This is a genomic window from Ciceribacter ferrooxidans, from assembly GCF_004137355.1.
Taxonomy (GTDB): Bacteria; Pseudomonadota; Alphaproteobacteria; order Rhizobiales; family Rhizobiaceae; genus Allorhizobium; species Allorhizobium ferrooxidans.
Map to the genome: position 1 here is coordinate 1 of NZ_SDVB01000216.1, position 14,819 is coordinate 14,819.

General features: G+C 64.0%; 14 protein-coding genes and 1 pseudogene. 12 read left to right on the forward strand and 3 right to left on the reverse strand.

All coding sequences use genetic code 11. The features are described from left to right. Positions 1-168: pseudogene (locus EUU22_RS10320) on the forward strand (IS110 family RNA-guided transposase); the annotation flags it as partial. A gap of 8 nt (positions 169-176) precedes the next feature. On the opposite strand, the gene EUU22_RS10325 reads toward EUU22_RS10320, so the two are convergent. Further along, complete coding sequence (locus tag EUU22_RS10325) at positions 177-1,346, reverse strand: NAD(P)/FAD-dependent oxidoreductase (protein WP_129331945.1); 1,170 nt, start codon at positions 1,344-1,346, stop codon at positions 177-179. Between the two features lie 158 nt (positions 1,347-1,504). On the opposite strand from EUU22_RS10325, the gene EUU22_RS10330 reads away from it, so the two are divergent. Both EUU22_RS10330 and EUU22_RS10335 read left to right on the forward strand, forming a co-directional pair. Further along, on the forward strand, positions 1,505-2,434 hold the full coding sequence (locus EUU22_RS10330) for a LysR family transcriptional regulator (RefSeq protein WP_129331946.1): 930 nt from the start codon (positions 1,505-1,507) through the stop codon (positions 2,432-2,434). 160 nt (positions 2,435-2,594) lie between these two features. Next, positions 2,595-3,419 (forward strand): transporter substrate-binding domain-containing protein, encoded by an 825-nt coding sequence (locus tag EUU22_RS10335; protein ID WP_129331947.1) that lies wholly within the window; start codon positions 2,595-2,597, stop codon positions 3,417-3,419. A 111-nt stretch (positions 3,420-3,530) separates the two neighbouring features. On the opposite strand, the gene EUU22_RS10340 is transcribed toward EUU22_RS10335, so the two are convergent. Beyond that, positions 3,531-5,255 (reverse strand): pilus assembly protein TadG-related protein, encoded by a 1,725-nt coding sequence (locus tag EUU22_RS10340; protein ID WP_245484973.1) that lies wholly within the window; start codon positions 5,253-5,255, stop codon positions 3,531-3,533. Between the two features lies 1 nt (position 5,256). Then, positions 5,257-5,673, reverse strand: a complete 417-nt coding sequence (locus EUU22_RS10345; protein ID WP_245484975.1) for a TadE/TadG family type IV pilus assembly protein — start codon at positions 5,671-5,673, stop codon at positions 5,257-5,259. 317 nt (positions 5,674-5,990) lie between these two features. On the opposite strand from EUU22_RS10345, the gene EUU22_RS10350 reads away from it, so the two are divergent. The 9 genes from EUU22_RS10350 to EUU22_RS10390 all read left to right on the forward strand — a co-directional run bounded on the left by EUU22_RS10350 (position 5,991) and on the right by EUU22_RS10390 (position 14,755). After that, positions 5,991-6,977, forward strand: a complete 987-nt coding sequence (locus EUU22_RS10350) for a BMP family protein (protein ID WP_129331949.1) — start codon at positions 5,991-5,993, stop codon at positions 6,975-6,977. A 9-nt stretch (positions 6,978-6,986) separates the two neighbouring features. Further along, positions 6,987-8,396: an amidase gene (locus EUU22_RS10355; protein ID WP_129331950.1), complete on the forward strand. Its 1,410-nt coding sequence runs from the start codon at positions 6,987-6,989 to the stop codon at positions 8,394-8,396. Continuing rightward, a complete protein-coding gene (locus EUU22_RS10360; protein ID WP_129331951.1) occupies positions 8,393-9,913 on the forward strand; it encodes an ABC transporter ATP-binding protein in 1,521 nt (506 codons plus the stop codon). Before EUU22_RS10355 ends, EUU22_RS10360 begins: the two co-directional genes overlap by 4 nt. After that, a complete protein-coding gene (locus tag EUU22_RS10365; RefSeq protein ID WP_129331952.1) occupies positions 9,903-10,952 on the forward strand; it encodes an ABC transporter permease in 1,050 nt (349 codons plus the stop codon). Before EUU22_RS10360 ends, EUU22_RS10365 begins: the two co-directional genes overlap by 11 nt. Then, a complete protein-coding gene (locus tag EUU22_RS10370) occupies positions 10,949-11,893 on the forward strand; it encodes an ABC transporter permease (RefSeq protein WP_129331953.1) in 945 nt (314 codons plus the stop codon). The genes EUU22_RS10365 and EUU22_RS10370 overlap by 4 nt, the downstream gene beginning before the upstream one ends. 16 nt (positions 11,894-11,909) lie before the next feature. Next, positions 11,910-13,199: an amidohydrolase family protein gene (locus tag EUU22_RS10375; RefSeq protein WP_129331954.1), complete on the forward strand. Its 1,290-nt coding sequence runs from the start codon at positions 11,910-11,912 to the stop codon at positions 13,197-13,199. A gap of 86 nt (positions 13,200-13,285) precedes the next feature. Then, positions 13,286-13,864 carry a cysteine hydrolase family protein gene (locus EUU22_RS10380; RefSeq protein WP_112690477.1) on the forward strand — a complete coding sequence of 193 codons (579 nt, stop codon included), beginning with the start codon at positions 13,286-13,288 and terminating at the stop codon, positions 13,862-13,864. Positions 13,865-13,988: 124 nt separating this feature from the next. Then, on the forward strand, positions 13,989-14,273 hold the full coding sequence (locus EUU22_RS10385; RefSeq protein ID WP_112690476.1) for a type II toxin-antitoxin system TacA family antitoxin: 285 nt from the start codon (positions 13,989-13,991) through the stop codon (positions 14,271-14,273). Next, on the forward strand, positions 14,273-14,755 hold the full coding sequence (locus EUU22_RS10390; RefSeq protein WP_112690475.1) for a GNAT family N-acetyltransferase: 483 nt from the start codon (positions 14,273-14,275) through the stop codon (positions 14,753-14,755). The genes EUU22_RS10385 and EUU22_RS10390 overlap by 1 nt, the downstream gene beginning before the upstream one ends. Positions 14,756-14,819 lie beyond the last annotated feature (64 nt).

A 14,819-nucleotide genomic window follows, 5' to 3' on the forward strand; every position in this document is an offset into this window, starting at 1 on the left:
TGTTCGCTCGCCCAGCCAGACAGCCGCGCCTTCTACGCCCGTAAACGCCGCGAGGGCAAACGCCATCATCAGGCCGTCATCGCTCTGGCCAGACGTCGCATCAACGTTCTGTGGGCCATGCTGCAAACTCGCTCCACCTTCCAGGCCAGCTTCAAAGTTGCCGCTTGACGAACGCATTAGGCTGCCACCTCGATGCCGGCAAACCGGGCGGGATCGAACGGGGCGAGATCGATGGACGGCTCCTCGTCGCAGGCGAGCTCGACGATTGCCTTGGCTGCGACCGGACCAAGACAGATGCCGTCGCCTTCAAAACCCGTGGTGACATAGGCATTGTCGAGACCCGGCAGGCGGCCGATGAGCGGCAGTCCGTCGACGACGGCGGTGCGCACCCCGGCAAAGCTTCGCAGCAGCCGGACCTCGGCGAGGCCGGGAACCAGCGCAACCGCATCCGCAAGAATGCGTGACACGGCATCGAAATCGTTCGAGCGATGGTCGTCGGTATCCTCGCGTGTGCCGCCGATGAGAAACTGCCCGGTGGTCAGCGGATCGATCACCAGCCCGATCCCGCGAGCGGGCTTGCCGGCGGCGGCCTTCTGGCTGCCCTTGCTTAGCAGATAGCGCCCGGACATGATCGCACCCGGCATGGCGGCGTTGAGGTGCGGTGCACGCTCCGTGACGAGGAGTTGCCCCTTGCGCGGCGCGAGCGTGTCGCGAAGGCCGAGCAGATGCGCCGATCCGCTCCCGGCCGCGAGGATCACGGCCTCGGCCTTCAGAATGCCTTTGACGGTCTCTACACCCTCGGCACGCCCGGCGGAGACAAGAAGCCGGCGCACGGGCTCGTCGCGGCGGACGTTTATGCCGCCGGCCGTCAGCAGGCGATGGACAATCCGGTAGCCGATCGCGTGCCCCTCGTCGTGGACCTCGACCGCCATTTCGGCGCTGCGTGAGAGCACCGGAAAGCGCCGTGCGGTCTCGGCGCGCGAAAGCCTGTCGACGCACACGCCGGAACTCGTGAGCGCATCGGCATGGGCGTGAAGCACCTCCGCTTCCTGTTCCGACGAGGCGACGATGAAGGTCGAACGGGCCTTGAAGAGATCGGCGAACAGGCCTTCGCCGGCCAGCTCGCGGTAGAGCCGGATGCCGCAGAGCGCCGCCTCCATCATCGGGCCCGGCCGCTTGCTGGCGACCGAGACGGCGCCGTCGGCGGCCCCGGTTGCCGCAGCCGCGGGAGCGCTCGCCTCGAGCACCTGAACGTCCACGCCGCGCCGGGCGAGGAAATAGGCTGCGGCCGCGCCGGATATCCCCGATCCGATGATGATGGCTGATGTTGGCAGGCGGGACTTCATATCATTTGACCGAGATTCTTGCGTTCGATACATCTGATATTGGCGAAGTGCGGCCTCGCCCGTCGATACAAGATGACGGCCTTCCCAGTTCACGAAATTTGTATCCGCTGGAAAGAGAAGACCCCATATGCCGAGACCGGGTATCAAGGGGACCAGCGATGGCGAAGATCAGCCTTACTCTCATCCAGACCTTCTACCAGGTGGCACGGCACGGCTCCTTTTCGGGAGCCGCGCGCGATCTCAACCTGAGCTACCAGTCGGCCGCGAACCATGTCCGGCGGCTGGAGCAGCTCCTCAAGGGCAAGCTCATCGACAGCGAGCAGGGGGCGAAGAGGATATCGCTGACGCCCCGAGGCCGTGCTCTCTATAATCTCCTGCATCCAGAGCTCGACATCATGCTCGAGCGGCTCACCAAGCTGATCGAGAACCAGCGCTCGTCCCTTCGTGTCGGCATGCCGCAGGCCATCTTCTTCTACCTGTTCCCGAAGGTTCTGGCGCGTTTCCGCGAGAGCTTCCCGGAAATGGAATTCGCCGTTTACGAGCGTGACACGGTGCTCGCCGAGCTCGTCAAGAACGGCAGTCTCGACGTCTGCATCTCCGAGCGGTATTTCGGTGACCCCGTGGTGCCGCAACGACTTCTCGGCAGCTACCGGCTGAGCCTCGTCTATCCCCGTGCCTGGGGAGAACCGCCGGCGGCCTCGGACATTCCGGCCTGGACGGAGGGGCGGCCGTTCGTCACCTACGAGCCGGGCCAGACGCTCAGAAACCTGACGGTCGACTTTCTCGCGCGCGACGGCGCCGCCGTCCAGCCGGTCATCTCGACGTCCGGCAGCTCGAGCGTCAAGCGCTGTGTCGAGGAGGGGCTCGGCTTTTCGATCATCCCGTCCTGGTGCATCGGTCCCGAAGACCATACGATTGCTTCGGTCAAACTGGACACGCTGCCGGAGGTGCGGGTCTATTTCGGCACGGCCGGCTTTCTCCAGAAACATCCGATGGTCCTGAAGCTCTTCGAGGATTGCCAGCGCGAACTGGTCGGACCCGTGCTCGACCCGCCGCAGGGCGGCGACTTCCCCCGCGGTAGCCTTTGAGCAGCAACATACAAAAATGCCGATAAGTGTGTCCGGTTCTCTAGCATTGTGCCGCTTCCATTGGGCGATACGCTGTCCATGGCCGCAATTGCTTCGACGGAAACCGGCGAATGCAAGGCGGGTAGACAATCGTTCTCGGGGAACAAGGGAGAAACCCAACATGCAGATTTTCGCCAAGCTTTGCAGCATAGCCGCGGTCGCGGCATCGCTGTTTGCGACATCGGCCTCGGCCGGCACGATCGACGACATTCGCTCACGCGGCGTCCTCAGGATTCCGGCCATCCTCAACGAAGTGCCCTACTTCAACAAGGATCCCCGCACGGGCGAGTGGCAGGGCTTCGTCATCGACATGGCGAACGACATCGCCAAGACCCTCGACGTAAAACTGGAAGTGGTGGAATCGAGCTGGTCGAACGCCATTCTGGACGTGCAGAGCGGCAAGGTCGACATGGCCTTTGCGGTGACCGCGACGCCGGTGCGCGCCATGTCCGTTTCCTTCTCCGATCCAACCTACTACAACAGCTTCGTGCTCGTCTCGGCCAAGGACGAACTGACGGGCAAGGCGTGGAACGAACTGAACGACCCGAAATATACCTTCGCCGTCGACCTCGGCTCGGCACAGGACCTGATGGCCACCCAGTATCTTCCGAAGGCGAACATTCTGCGCTTCAAGACGCGTGACGAGGCGATCGTAGCCGTGACGACGGGCAAGGCCGACGGTCTGGTGAACACGATGCTGAACGGGCTCGTCATCGCCAAGAAGGCACCTGCGGTCGGCAGCGTCAAGGTTCCGACGCCGGTCCTTTCCACACCGTCGGTCATCGCCGTCAACTACGGGGCCGACGAAACCTTTAAGAGTTTTGTCTCGGCCTGGGCCGAATACAATCGCCGGATCGGCAACAACCAGACCTGGATTCTGAACAGCCTGAAGCCCTTCGGCGTCGAGCTGACCGACATGCCTCCCGGCTTCGGCTTCGGCGGCTGAGAAGCCTGCGGCGCCTTATCCCTTCGCAGTCCCATGGACAGCATTCGCCGGCGAGCATGAAGGTGCTCGCCGGTTCGTGCCTGGCGCGGGTCACCGAACGCTGTTGTCTGTCTATTGCACCAGAACCGGTCGACGGCAGGACGCGTAGCTGACGGACACGTCGGCCTCGCCCACCTTCACGCCGAGTGTCAGCAACGTGTTGTAGAGTATGGTGTCGAGAGGAACCGTCAAGGCTGACAGGGTCTGCGCCAAGGCCGCCTGCAGCGACTGCGGTGTGGTGAGCGTTAATGCACCGACGCGGATATCGAGTTCGAGATTTTCAAGCAGCGAACGCTGCAGGCTCGTCAGCGTCTGTGCGGTCGAAACGGATTTCGTCACACTTCCGGCGATGTCGGACGGCGTGAATGTCAGCGATTTCTTGTAAAGATTGGTGACGTTGACGTAGCCTTTGGCAGCTATGTCGATGAGCGCAGTGTCGAGAAGTGTCGCCTTCGTGACGCGCGGTTTGACGCCGAAATTGGCGAATGCCGTCGGATCGACATTTCCGAGCGCCAGTTCGACCAGACCGGGAACCGCCTCGATGCCGACATCGGCATTACCGTCGGAACGGCAGGAGATGTTGGCAAGCCTGGCCTCGGCGTGGGCGACCTCGAGGTAGAGAGGAACCCTGAGCTTGGTGCCTGCAAGGGCGAGAAGGCCATCGCCCGTTACCTCGAGCGAGAGGCGCGTCTGGGCCGTCCGCACGACCGTTCCGGGATCCCCCACCGCGAGGGGCGGTGTGCCGACCGGCGGTTCGCCGATCGTCAGCTTCAGAGTCGCGGTGGCAAGGCCAGGGACGCTCTGCTTGAGGTCGACCGCCAGCTGAGAATTGCCGTTTGCCGCGACTGCGGCGGCAGTCAGCAGATCGAAGGCGTTCACGCCGACGGCCAGGTTTTCCGCAGTGCCGACCGGCAGGCTGGCGACCGGGCCGAGGGCGAGCACTTCGTTGAGGTTCACGGTCAGCGCCGTGTGGCCGACGGCCGCCGCCAGACGGTCCAGTACCGTATTCAATCTGCTGGACAGTCCGGGATTGCGGCCAATAGCGTCGATGAGTGCGCCGAGCTTGACGTTGGTGTCAAGAACGTCCTGGTAGGAGCCTGCGGTAAGATCCAGGTCCGTGGCGAGTGCATCGACGGTCTTCAATGCGTCGATGCGTGCATCCACCAGGGCTTCGTAGTCCATAAGGTCGAGATCGACAGACGTGCCGAGGAGGCCTGTGAGCAGCGCGTTGAGGACCCCACCGTGAAGGCTTGCCAGGCGGCTCCCCACGGAGAAAGCCGCCATCTTGTCGGCTGCTGCAACTGCCCTCGCCGACAGGACAGGGGCCTTCGCAAAGGCGGAGGCGAAGTAGAGATCGGCTTTGCGTGTCACCTCGACCTTAACCGCGTCCGACCTGCTCTCCGTTACCTGAAACCGCTCTGCGACCGGGAGTGCAACGTCGGGGCTGTACCGGCCGACACTCACCTTCGCGACTTCTTCCGGCACGCTGTCCGGGGTGGTCACCACCGCCCCGCCATCGAGCAGAAGGTGATCTCCCTGGAGTACCGGGATCGAGATGTTGTTGGCGCGGAAGTAGGCGGCGACCGCCGCCTCCGGCGTTCCCAATTGCGCAGCCGCGGAAATCGCGGCGAGATCGGCGGCCTGCTGCAGGGCCCTCTGCTGCAATGTCAGGTTTCCGTAGTCGACGCCGAGCGCTAGGGCGCCGATGATGAGTGGCGCGACAAGTGCGGCGGATATGGCGACGTTTCCCTCTCCGTTTCGAAGGAACGTGGCACGGGGTGTGACCTGCTTCCTCAAGTCAAAGACCTCCAAGGCGAATGGTGGCAAAGCGGGTGATACGCTCATCCGGCATGACGAACCCGTAGAGGTTCCAGATCGGCAGGTTGCCTGCGTCGTAGCTGATCGTGACGGTGAACTGGCTCGGATTGTCAGGATCGTCGTTCACGGTCACCGCCATCGCGCTCGTGTCGATGAAGGAGTAGCGGTCCGCCGACGAAGAGATGTAGTTGCTGGCGATCTGCGAGCGCTCGGTCGCGGTGATGCCGGCCACGGCTGCGCGGGCGGCGTCGGAAGTGAGCTGCTGCACCGCGTGCGCTGCGCTGAGATAGATGCCGTAGCCGATCATGGTGAGTACGACCATAATGAATACAGGCGCGACGATCGCAAACTCGACGGCGGAGGCGCCTGCAGTGTCCCTTCTGATCGCGAAATTCAATGCTACCTCCACTCATAAATACATACATGTTTCTTATATGTATTGATTTTCTAATTCGTTAAATAAGCGCTTTGAATTTAACACATGTGTTCGTCGCCAGACGTCGCGCATCTTCGATGCAATCTGGACGCTTTGCCGTGGCGGCTCGCTCTACTTCGATCAGCGATAGTTTGTCTCCCAATGGAAGGCTCATGATCTGAAGGGAGATAGATCCGCCTCACGCGCTGCCCAATTATTGGTCATCAAATCTTCTTGACACTTTTTTGGGCCGAGCTTAACAATTTCTACCAATTGGTAAAAAAATGGGGAACTCGCCAATGACCAACGACTTCATGCTTACCCGGCGCACCATTCTGGCGTCCGGTCTGGCGCTCGGCGCCTCTTCCTTCCTGTCGCCGTTGCGCGCCGCTCAGCCGATCAAGGTCGCCGGCATCCATGGATCGCCGGTCGAGAACGCCTGGAATTCCGTCCTCCACAAGGCGTTGCAGGACGCCGCCGCGGAAGGCGCGATCGAATACGTTTTCTCCGAGGGTGTTTCCGGAACGGACTATCCGCGGGCGATGCGCGAATATGCCGAGCAGGGCGTGAAGCTCGTCATCGGCGAGACCTTCCCCGTGGAGAAGCAGGCGCGCGAGGTGGCGGCCGACTATCCGGAAACCGCCTTCGTGATGGGGTCGAGCGGCAAGGAAGCGGGAGACAATTTCGGCGTCTTCGGCACCTGGAATTTCGACGGCGCCTATCTGGCGGGCATGCTCGCCGGCAAGATGACGAAGTCGAATGTCGTCGGCTCGGTCGGCGCCATGCCGATCCCGGAAGTCAATATGCTGATCAACGCCTTTGCGGCGGGTGTCAAGGCGGTTAATCCGGACGCGAAGCACCTTGTGACCTTCATCGGCACTTTCTTCGATCCGCCGAAGGCGCGCGAGGCAGGCCTTGCCCAGATCGACGCCGGCGCCGATATCCTCTTCGGCGAGCGTATCGGCACGGCGGACGCCGCCAAGGAGCGCGGGATCAAGTCCATCGGCTCGCTGATCGACTATACACCGCGTTATCCCGACACGGTCTTCGCGAACGCGCTGTGGAACTTCCGGCCGATCCTGAACGCGGCGCTCGCCGACGTCGCCGCCGGCAAGCCGACTGGCCGCGACTACACCGCCTACGGCCTGATGAAGGAAGGCGGAAGCGACATCGTCTACGTCAAGGGCATGGCGCCTGCCGACGCGGAAGCGGCGATGGAGGCCAAGCGCGCCGAGATCAAGGCCGGCTCCTTCGAAGTGCCGAAGATCATGGAAGCGCCGCAGTAAGCCTTCTCCATGCTGGCGGATGCAACGGCACTGGCCGGGGCGATCGCAAGCGGTCGCCTCACCAGCGTGGAGGCCATGCAGGCCTCCCTTTCGGCTTGCGAGGCCTTGGCGGATCTCGGGGCCGTCGCCTATACGGACGCCGCCAGAGGCCTGGACGCAGCTTCGCGCATTGATGCTGTCGCGTCCGATGCGCCGCCGCGCCGCAGGATGCCCTTTGCCGGTGTCCCGACGCTCGGCAAGGATCTCGGCGGGCCTTTCGCCGGGTTCCCGATGACAGCGGGGTCACGGCTGATGGCACGTCGGGGCGGCCTCGTCGATTCCGACCTTGCCGAGCGTTTCCGCGCTGCAGGCCTTTGCCTCTTCGGCCTCACCACAAGTCCGGAGTTCGGTCTTTCGCTGGCGAGCGAGCCGGCGACGGGTCCGATCGCACGCAATCCGCTTGCGCCGGGTTTGTCGGCCGGCGGCTCGTCCGGGGGTGCGGCTGCGGCGGTCGCTGCCGGCATCGTCGCGATCGCGCACGCGACCGATGCGGGCGGGTCGATCCGTGTTCCTGCCGCCTGCTGTGGCCTTGTCGGACTGAAGCCCAGCCGTGGCCTGATGCCGGCAGGCCCGCATTTCGGCAACCATCTCGCCGGCATCGCAAGCGAGCTTGCCGTCTGCCGGTCGGTCCGCGACACCGTCTCGATCCTCGCTGCTCTCGGTGGCGAAGCGCGGGGCCCCTTTCCGCCCATGGCGCGCAAAGACGCCGGGCAGGGGAGGCTCACGATCGGTGTCCTCACCGACACCGGGGCGGAGTTCCCGACCGCGCCGGAGCGCAGCGCGGTCGTCGAGGCGGCGGGCCGCTTCCTGGAGGCGGAAGGTCATGCGCTGGTTCCGGTCGACTTCGCGATGCTGGAAGTCATGGCGGCGACGAGCCGCCGCGCCTTCGCCGACATTGTCTGCATCAACCTTGCCGACACCATCGTCCGCTTCAATCTCGACGCTTCGAAGACGGAGCGCCTGACCCAGGCCGTCATCGAGCGCGGCCTGTCGCTTACCGCGCGCAACCTTTGGCAGAGCCTGAACGCCATGGTGATCGCGAGCCGAGACCTATGGCGCCTTTTCGACGGTATCGACTGTCTGATTTCTCCCATCCTGTCATCGGCGCCCCTGCCGATCGGCTCCTTCCCAACCGATCATGCCGATACGGATCGCCATTTCGAACGGATGGCGGCGTTCGCACCACTCGCCGCGCTCGCCAACGCCTCCGGCTTCCCGGCGGTCACGTTGCCCTTCGGCGAAGATGCCGACGGCCTGCCCCTGCCGGTGCAACTGATGGCGCCGATGGGAGAGGAGGCGTTGCTGTTGCGACTCGCGGCACGGCTGGAGCAGGATGAGCGCTGGCGGCATCGCTTTTCCCTTGCAGGATTGAACGCATGAGCTCCCCGGTTCTGGAAATCCTCGGCGTCAGCAAACGCTTCGGCGACAACCTCGCCAACGACGACATTTCGCTGACGCTCGAGCGAGGTGAGATCGTCGCGCTGCTCGGCGAGAACGGCGCCGGCAAGACGACGCTCATGAGCATTCTCTTCGGCCACTACGTGCCGGACAGCGGCCGTGTGTTGGTCGACGGTCGGGAACTGCCGCCGGGACGCCCCCGTGCGGCGATCCGCGCCGGAATCGGTATGGTGCATCAGCACTTCTCGCTGGCACCGAACCTGACGGTGCTCGAGAACGTCACGACCGGCACGGAAAGCCTCTGGTCGTGGCGCTCACGCCGCGCCGAGGCGCGGGAGAAGCTTCTCGCGATCTCCCAGCGCTTTGGCCTCAGGGTTGACCCCGATGCGCGGCTCGGCGACCTTTCTGTCGGCGAGCAGCAGCGCGTGGAAATCCTCAAAGCCCTCTACAACGATGCACGCATCCTCGTGCTCGACGAACCGACCGCAGTGCTGACGCAGATCGAGGCAGAACGGCTGTTTTCGACACTGAAGGACATGGCCGCGAACGGGCTCTCCCTGATCTTCATCTCCCACAAGCTGGACGAGGTGATGTCGACTGCAGACCGTGTCGTCGTGCTGCGTGGCGGACGCCGTATCGCCGAGCGGGTGACGGCTAAAACCAGCAAGGCGGAACTCGCCGAGCTCATGGTGGGGCGCACCGTCACTCGACCGGTGCGCGAGCCGTCTACCCCGGGGGAGGTCGTGCTGGAGGCGGCCGCCATAACAGTGCGGACGGATGGGGTGGACAGGCTCAAGTCCGTCGATTTCAGGCTCCGCGCCGGCGAGGTGCTTGGCGTTATCGGGGTTTCCGGCAACGGCCAGGCGGCTCTGGCGCAGTTGCTCTCCGGCACGTTGCCTAAAGCCTCCGGTGACCTTCTGCTGTTTGGCGCGCCCGTCGATGAGCTTTCCGTCGCGGACGTCATCGCCGCCGGCATCGGGCGCATCCCCGAGGACCGGAACAGGGAAGGCGTGATCGGCGAGATGGCGATATGGGAGAACGCCGTCCTCGAGCGGCTGGCGGTCTTCTCCCGTCGCGGGCTCGTCGACCGGCAAGCAGGCATTGCGCTTGCGGGAAAGATCATCGAACAATTCGACGTGCGCGGCGGTACGCCGGCAAGCCGGACCCGGCTCCTCTCCGGGGGGAACATGCAGAAGCTCATCCTCGGGCGCAACCTGATCAACCGGCCGCGCATCCTTCTTGCGGCGCAGCCGGCCCGCGGGCTGGACGAGGGTGCCGTCGCCGCCGTGCAGGAACGCATCCTGGAGGCTCGGCGGCAGGGAACGGCCGTTCTCCTGATCTCGGAGGATCTCGACGAGGTGATGGCGCTCGCCGACCGCATCCAGGCGATCGTCGGAGGTCGACTGTCGCCGCCGGTTTCCGCGGACGAGGTTTCTTCACGCAGGCTCGGCCTGATGATGGCCGGTGAATGGGAAAGCGAGGACGCCCATGCGATTTGAGCGGCGCGAACACAGACCTGCGGCGCTGGTGCTGGCGACACCGCTGATTGCGATTATTGCGGCGCTCTCGATCGCCGGCATTCTGATCGCGGTCGCCGGCGCGCCGGTCATCGAGGCCTACTGGGGCATCCTCAAGGGGGCATTCGGCTCCAGACTTTCGGTGACGGAGACGCTGACGCGGGCGACCCCGCTCATCCTCACCGGTCTTGCCGCGGCCGTCGCCTTCCGCGCCCGCCTCTGGAACATCGGCGCGGAGGGCCAACTCTATCTCGGTGCCATCACCGTCGCCTGGGCGAGTTCGCAGATGTTCGGCGGCCTGTCGCCGGTGCTGCAGATCCCGTTGCTCTTCACGCTTGGCGCCTTGGCTGGCATGGTGCTCCTTCTTGTGCCGCTCTGGCTGCGGTTGCGGTTTTCCGTTGACGAGGTCGTGACGACGCTGCTCCTGAATTTCGTCGCCGTGCTTTTCGTCTCGATGCTGATCGATACGGTGCTCAAGGACCCAATGGCTTTCGGCTGGCCCCAATCGCAATCCGTGACCGACGAAGCGACGCTGCCGAAGCTTCTTGCTCGCTCGCGTCTCCATCTCGGCCTGCCGGTCGCGGTAGTGCTCGCCCTCGTGCTGCATTTCGTGCAGTCGCGTACCGTCTTCGGCATGCAGTCACGGGCAGCAGGGCTCAACCCGCAGGGCGCAGCCTTCGCAGGGGTTCCGATCGGGCGCACGCTGGTCGCCGTCGCATGTCTATCCGGCGGACTTGCTGGCCTCGCGGGTGCCGTGGAGGTGATGGGCGTGAAGGGCTACGTGACGACCGATCTCTCGCCCGGTTACGGCTATTCCGGCATTGTCGTCGCGATGCTTGCCAATCTCAGTCCTTTGGGCGTCGTGCTGGCCGCACTCTTCACGGCGAGCATGTTCGTCGGCGCGGACGGCATGAGCCGCAGCATGGGCATTCCGAGCTACATCGCCGACGTAATCGTGGCGCTCTCCCTGCTGACCATGCTGGTCGCCGTCTTCTTCACTCAATACAGGATCCGCCGATGACGGAGATTCTCGACATCGTCGCGTCCGCCGGCCTCTGGACCGCGGTTCTCCGTATCTCCACGCCGCTGATCCTCGGGACGCTCGGGGCGCTGCTCTGCGAGCGTGCCGGCGTTCTCAACCTCGGCATTGAGGGCATCATGACCTTCGGTGCGATGATCGGCTGGCTCGCGGTCTATAACGGCGCGGATCTCTGGACCGGCTTTCTCGTCGCGGCGCTCGCCGGTGGGATGTTCGGCGCCCTGCATGCGGGGCTCACCGTCACGCTCGGCCTCTCACAGCACGTATCGGGGCTCGGTGTCACGCTCTTTGCCGCAAGCTTCAGCTACTACGTTTTCCGCCTCCTGGTACCGGTCGCCGGTACACCGCCCACAACTGTTCCGTTTCAGCCGGTTTCGATTGAAGGTCTCAGCGACCTGCCGTTCATCGGACAGGCATTTTTTTCGCAGACGCCGCCGACTTATCTCGCGATCCTGCTCGCGTTCGCGCTTGCCTATCTCTTCTTCCGTACGCCACTCGGCCTCGCGATCCGCATGACGGGCGAAAACCCGCATGCCGCAGAGGCGCAGGGCATCAATCCGATGGCCGTGCGCTACGGTGCCGTTATCGCAGGGAGTGCGCTGATGGGCATGGCGGGCGCTTTCCTCACGCTCTCCGCCTTCAACAGCTTCTTCCCGACGATGGTGCAGGGGCGCGGCTGGATCTGCATCGCGCTCGTCGTTTTCGCCTCCTGGCGCCCGGCGCGGGCGCTTATCGGCGCGCTGCTCTTCGCCTTCTTCGACGGTTTCCAGCTCCGCCTGCAGACGGTGCTGGGCGGCGCAGTTCCCTACCAGCTCTTCCTGATGATCCCCTATATCCTGTCGATTGCGGCGCTGGCGCTGACGGCCCGGCGCGCCCGCGTTCCACAGGCCCTGATGCAACCCTACCGGCGCGGCGAGCGCTGACACGACGAGGCTCACCATGTTCGACCTGATCATCCGCAACGCCAACCTGCCAGACGGCTCGGAAGGTTTCGACATCGGCCTTGCCGGCGGCAGGATCGCCGCGATCGAAAAGCGCATCGACGCGACGGCCGGGGAGGAGATCGACGCGACGGGACGCCTCGTCAGTCCGCCGTTTTGCGATCCGCATTTCCACATGGATGCGACGCTCTCGCTCGGCCTGCCGCGCATGAACGTCTCCGGCACGCTTCTCGAAGGCATCGCCCTCTGGGGCGAGCTGCGGCCGCTGCTGACGAAAGAGGCGCTGGTCGAACGGGCGCTGCGTTACTGCGATCTCGCCGTCACCCAGGGCCTTCTCTTCATTCGCAGCCATGTCGACACCTCCGACCCGCGGCTGGTGACGGCCGAGGCCCTGATCGAGGTCAGGGAGCGGGTGAAACCCTATATCGAGCTGCAGCTCGTCGCCTTCCCTCAGGACGGATACTATCGCGCGCCCGAGGGCGAGAAATCGCTCGAACGCGCCCTCGACATGGGCCTCGACATCGTCGGCGGCATCCCGCATTTTGAACGAACGATGGAGGACGGGCGGCGCTCCCTCGAGGCGCTTTGCCGGATCGCCGCCGAGCGGGGGCTTCCCGTCGACATCCATTGCGACGAGACGGACGACCCGATGTCCCGCCATGTCGAGACCTTGGCTGCGGAGACGGTGCGTTACGGGCTGCAAGGGCGCGTTGCAGGCTCGCATCTCACCTCCATGCACTCCATGGACAATTATTATGTCTCCAAACTCATTCCGCTGATGGCGGAGGCCGAGATCAACGTCATCCCCAATCCGCTGATCAACATCATGCTGCAGGGTCGCCACGACACCTATCCGAAGCGCCGCGGCATGACGCGGGTGCGCGAACTGATGGCCGCAGGTCTCAACGTCTCCTTCGGGCAGGACTGCATGATGGATCCCTGGTACGCGATGGGCTCGGCCGACATGCTGGAGGTCGGCCACATGGCGATCCATGTGGCGCAGATGGGCGGCATCGAGGACAAGAAGCGGATCTACGAGGCGCTGACCGTCAATTCGGCGAGGACCATGGGCCTTGAAGGCTACGGCCTTGAGGTCGGCAACAGGGCCGATCTCGTCGTGCTGCAGGCCGCGGACGTCGTCGAAGCCTTGCGGCTCAAGCCGACGCGGCTCCTGGTGGTGAAGTGCGGCAAGGTCATCTCCCGTTCCGCACCACGTATCGGTGAACTCTTCCTCGAAGGCCGTCCGGCGAGCATCGACCCCGGCAGGGACTACGTTCCGCGTTCCTGAGCGACCGGCTTCTCGCCCCGCTTGCCGGCAGAGGAACCGGACGGGCGGCGAAGTGGTTCCGGCAGGAGCGAGGAGAGGATTGCCCGATGCGCGTAGGAGCCTTCATCCACCTTTGCATCGACATGCAGGAGATGTTCAAGCAGCCGACTCCCTGGCACGTGCCGTGGATGGCACGAGTTGCCGATACGGTCGTCGAGGTGGCCGACCGCTTCAGCGAAAGGACGATCTTCACCCGGTTCATCCCGCCGCAGCAGCCGGATGTCATGTGGGGCATGTGGCGGCGCTACTACGAGAAGTGGCCGATGATGACGCGGGAGCATCTGGAGCCGGAACTCCTCCGTCTCGTGCCGGAACTCGGCCGCCTCGTCCCGCCCGCCCGCGTCTTCGACAAGGCGACATACTCCCCCTGGTTCGACGGCAGCCTCGACTGGATGCTGAAAGGAGAACGGGTTTCGAGCCTCGTCATAACGGGCGGCGAGACGGATGTCTGCGTCCTGGCCACCGTCCTCGGCGCGGTCGACCTCGGATACCACGTCGTGGTCCTCTCGGACGCCGTTTGCAGCGGCGCCGACGAGACGCATGACGCATCGCTCGAAGTGCTCGGCGAGCGCTTCTCCGTGCAGGTGGAGATATGCCGGACCGAGGCGTTCTTGTCGTCACTGTGAGAAGAGGCATTCCGACAGCGGCGGAGCCCGACGCTCGACCGGATATGGCTGAGGCCGGCATTTGCAATAATAAGATATACAGCGTATATCTACGCAACATAGAACAGGTGCTGAGGTAACGACAATGACTGCAAAGACCCAAACAGAAACTCGCACCAAACCGGTCCAGCTTCGTATCCGCACGGATATTTCGGACATGATCGACCAGGCCGCCAGAGCGCAGGGCAAGACGCGATCCGACTTCATGATTGATGCCGCTCGCCGTGCTGCGGAAGATGCGCTTCTCGACAGGACACTCGTTCGTGTCGATGCTGAGAGCTTCCGGCATTATCTCGATGTGCTCGATCAGTCGCCGGGCGGCGAGGGTTATACACGCCTGATGAATGCGCCCAAACCTTGGCAGTCGTGATGCTGTCGGCACCGACGTTGCTTGTCGACGGGCATAATCTCGATCTTTTCGACAGTGGCCACGATATCCTCGATGAGTGGCTGCGACGGCGTGCTCGTGCCAATCAGGTCAGCGGCGCATCCCGGACCTATGTCATCTGCGAAGATGGCTGCGTCATTGGCTATTACAGCCTCTCGTCCGGTGCACTCGCTGTTGGCGAGGCGCCGGGGTCGCTACGCCGTAACATGCCGAATCCTATTCCTATGGCCATCCTCGGTCGACTGGCGGTTGACAGGGCGTGGCAGGGAAGAGGACTCGGCGCGGCGCTGCTTCAGGATGCGGCGCTTCGGGCCGGCCAGGCGGCGCATATCATGGGTATCCGTGGTATCCTCGTCCACGCCCTCTCTGAGGAGGCTAAGGCCTTCTACGAGCATTATGGCTTTGTCGCGGCGCCACAGCAGCCTATGACGCTCGTCCTGTCGTTGAGGAGGGATGGCTCGTAAGCCGCGCGATGAGACATCCGGTTGGCCGCGGGGGAGCGGCAACACGTCGCGGGCGCAGGCCGGT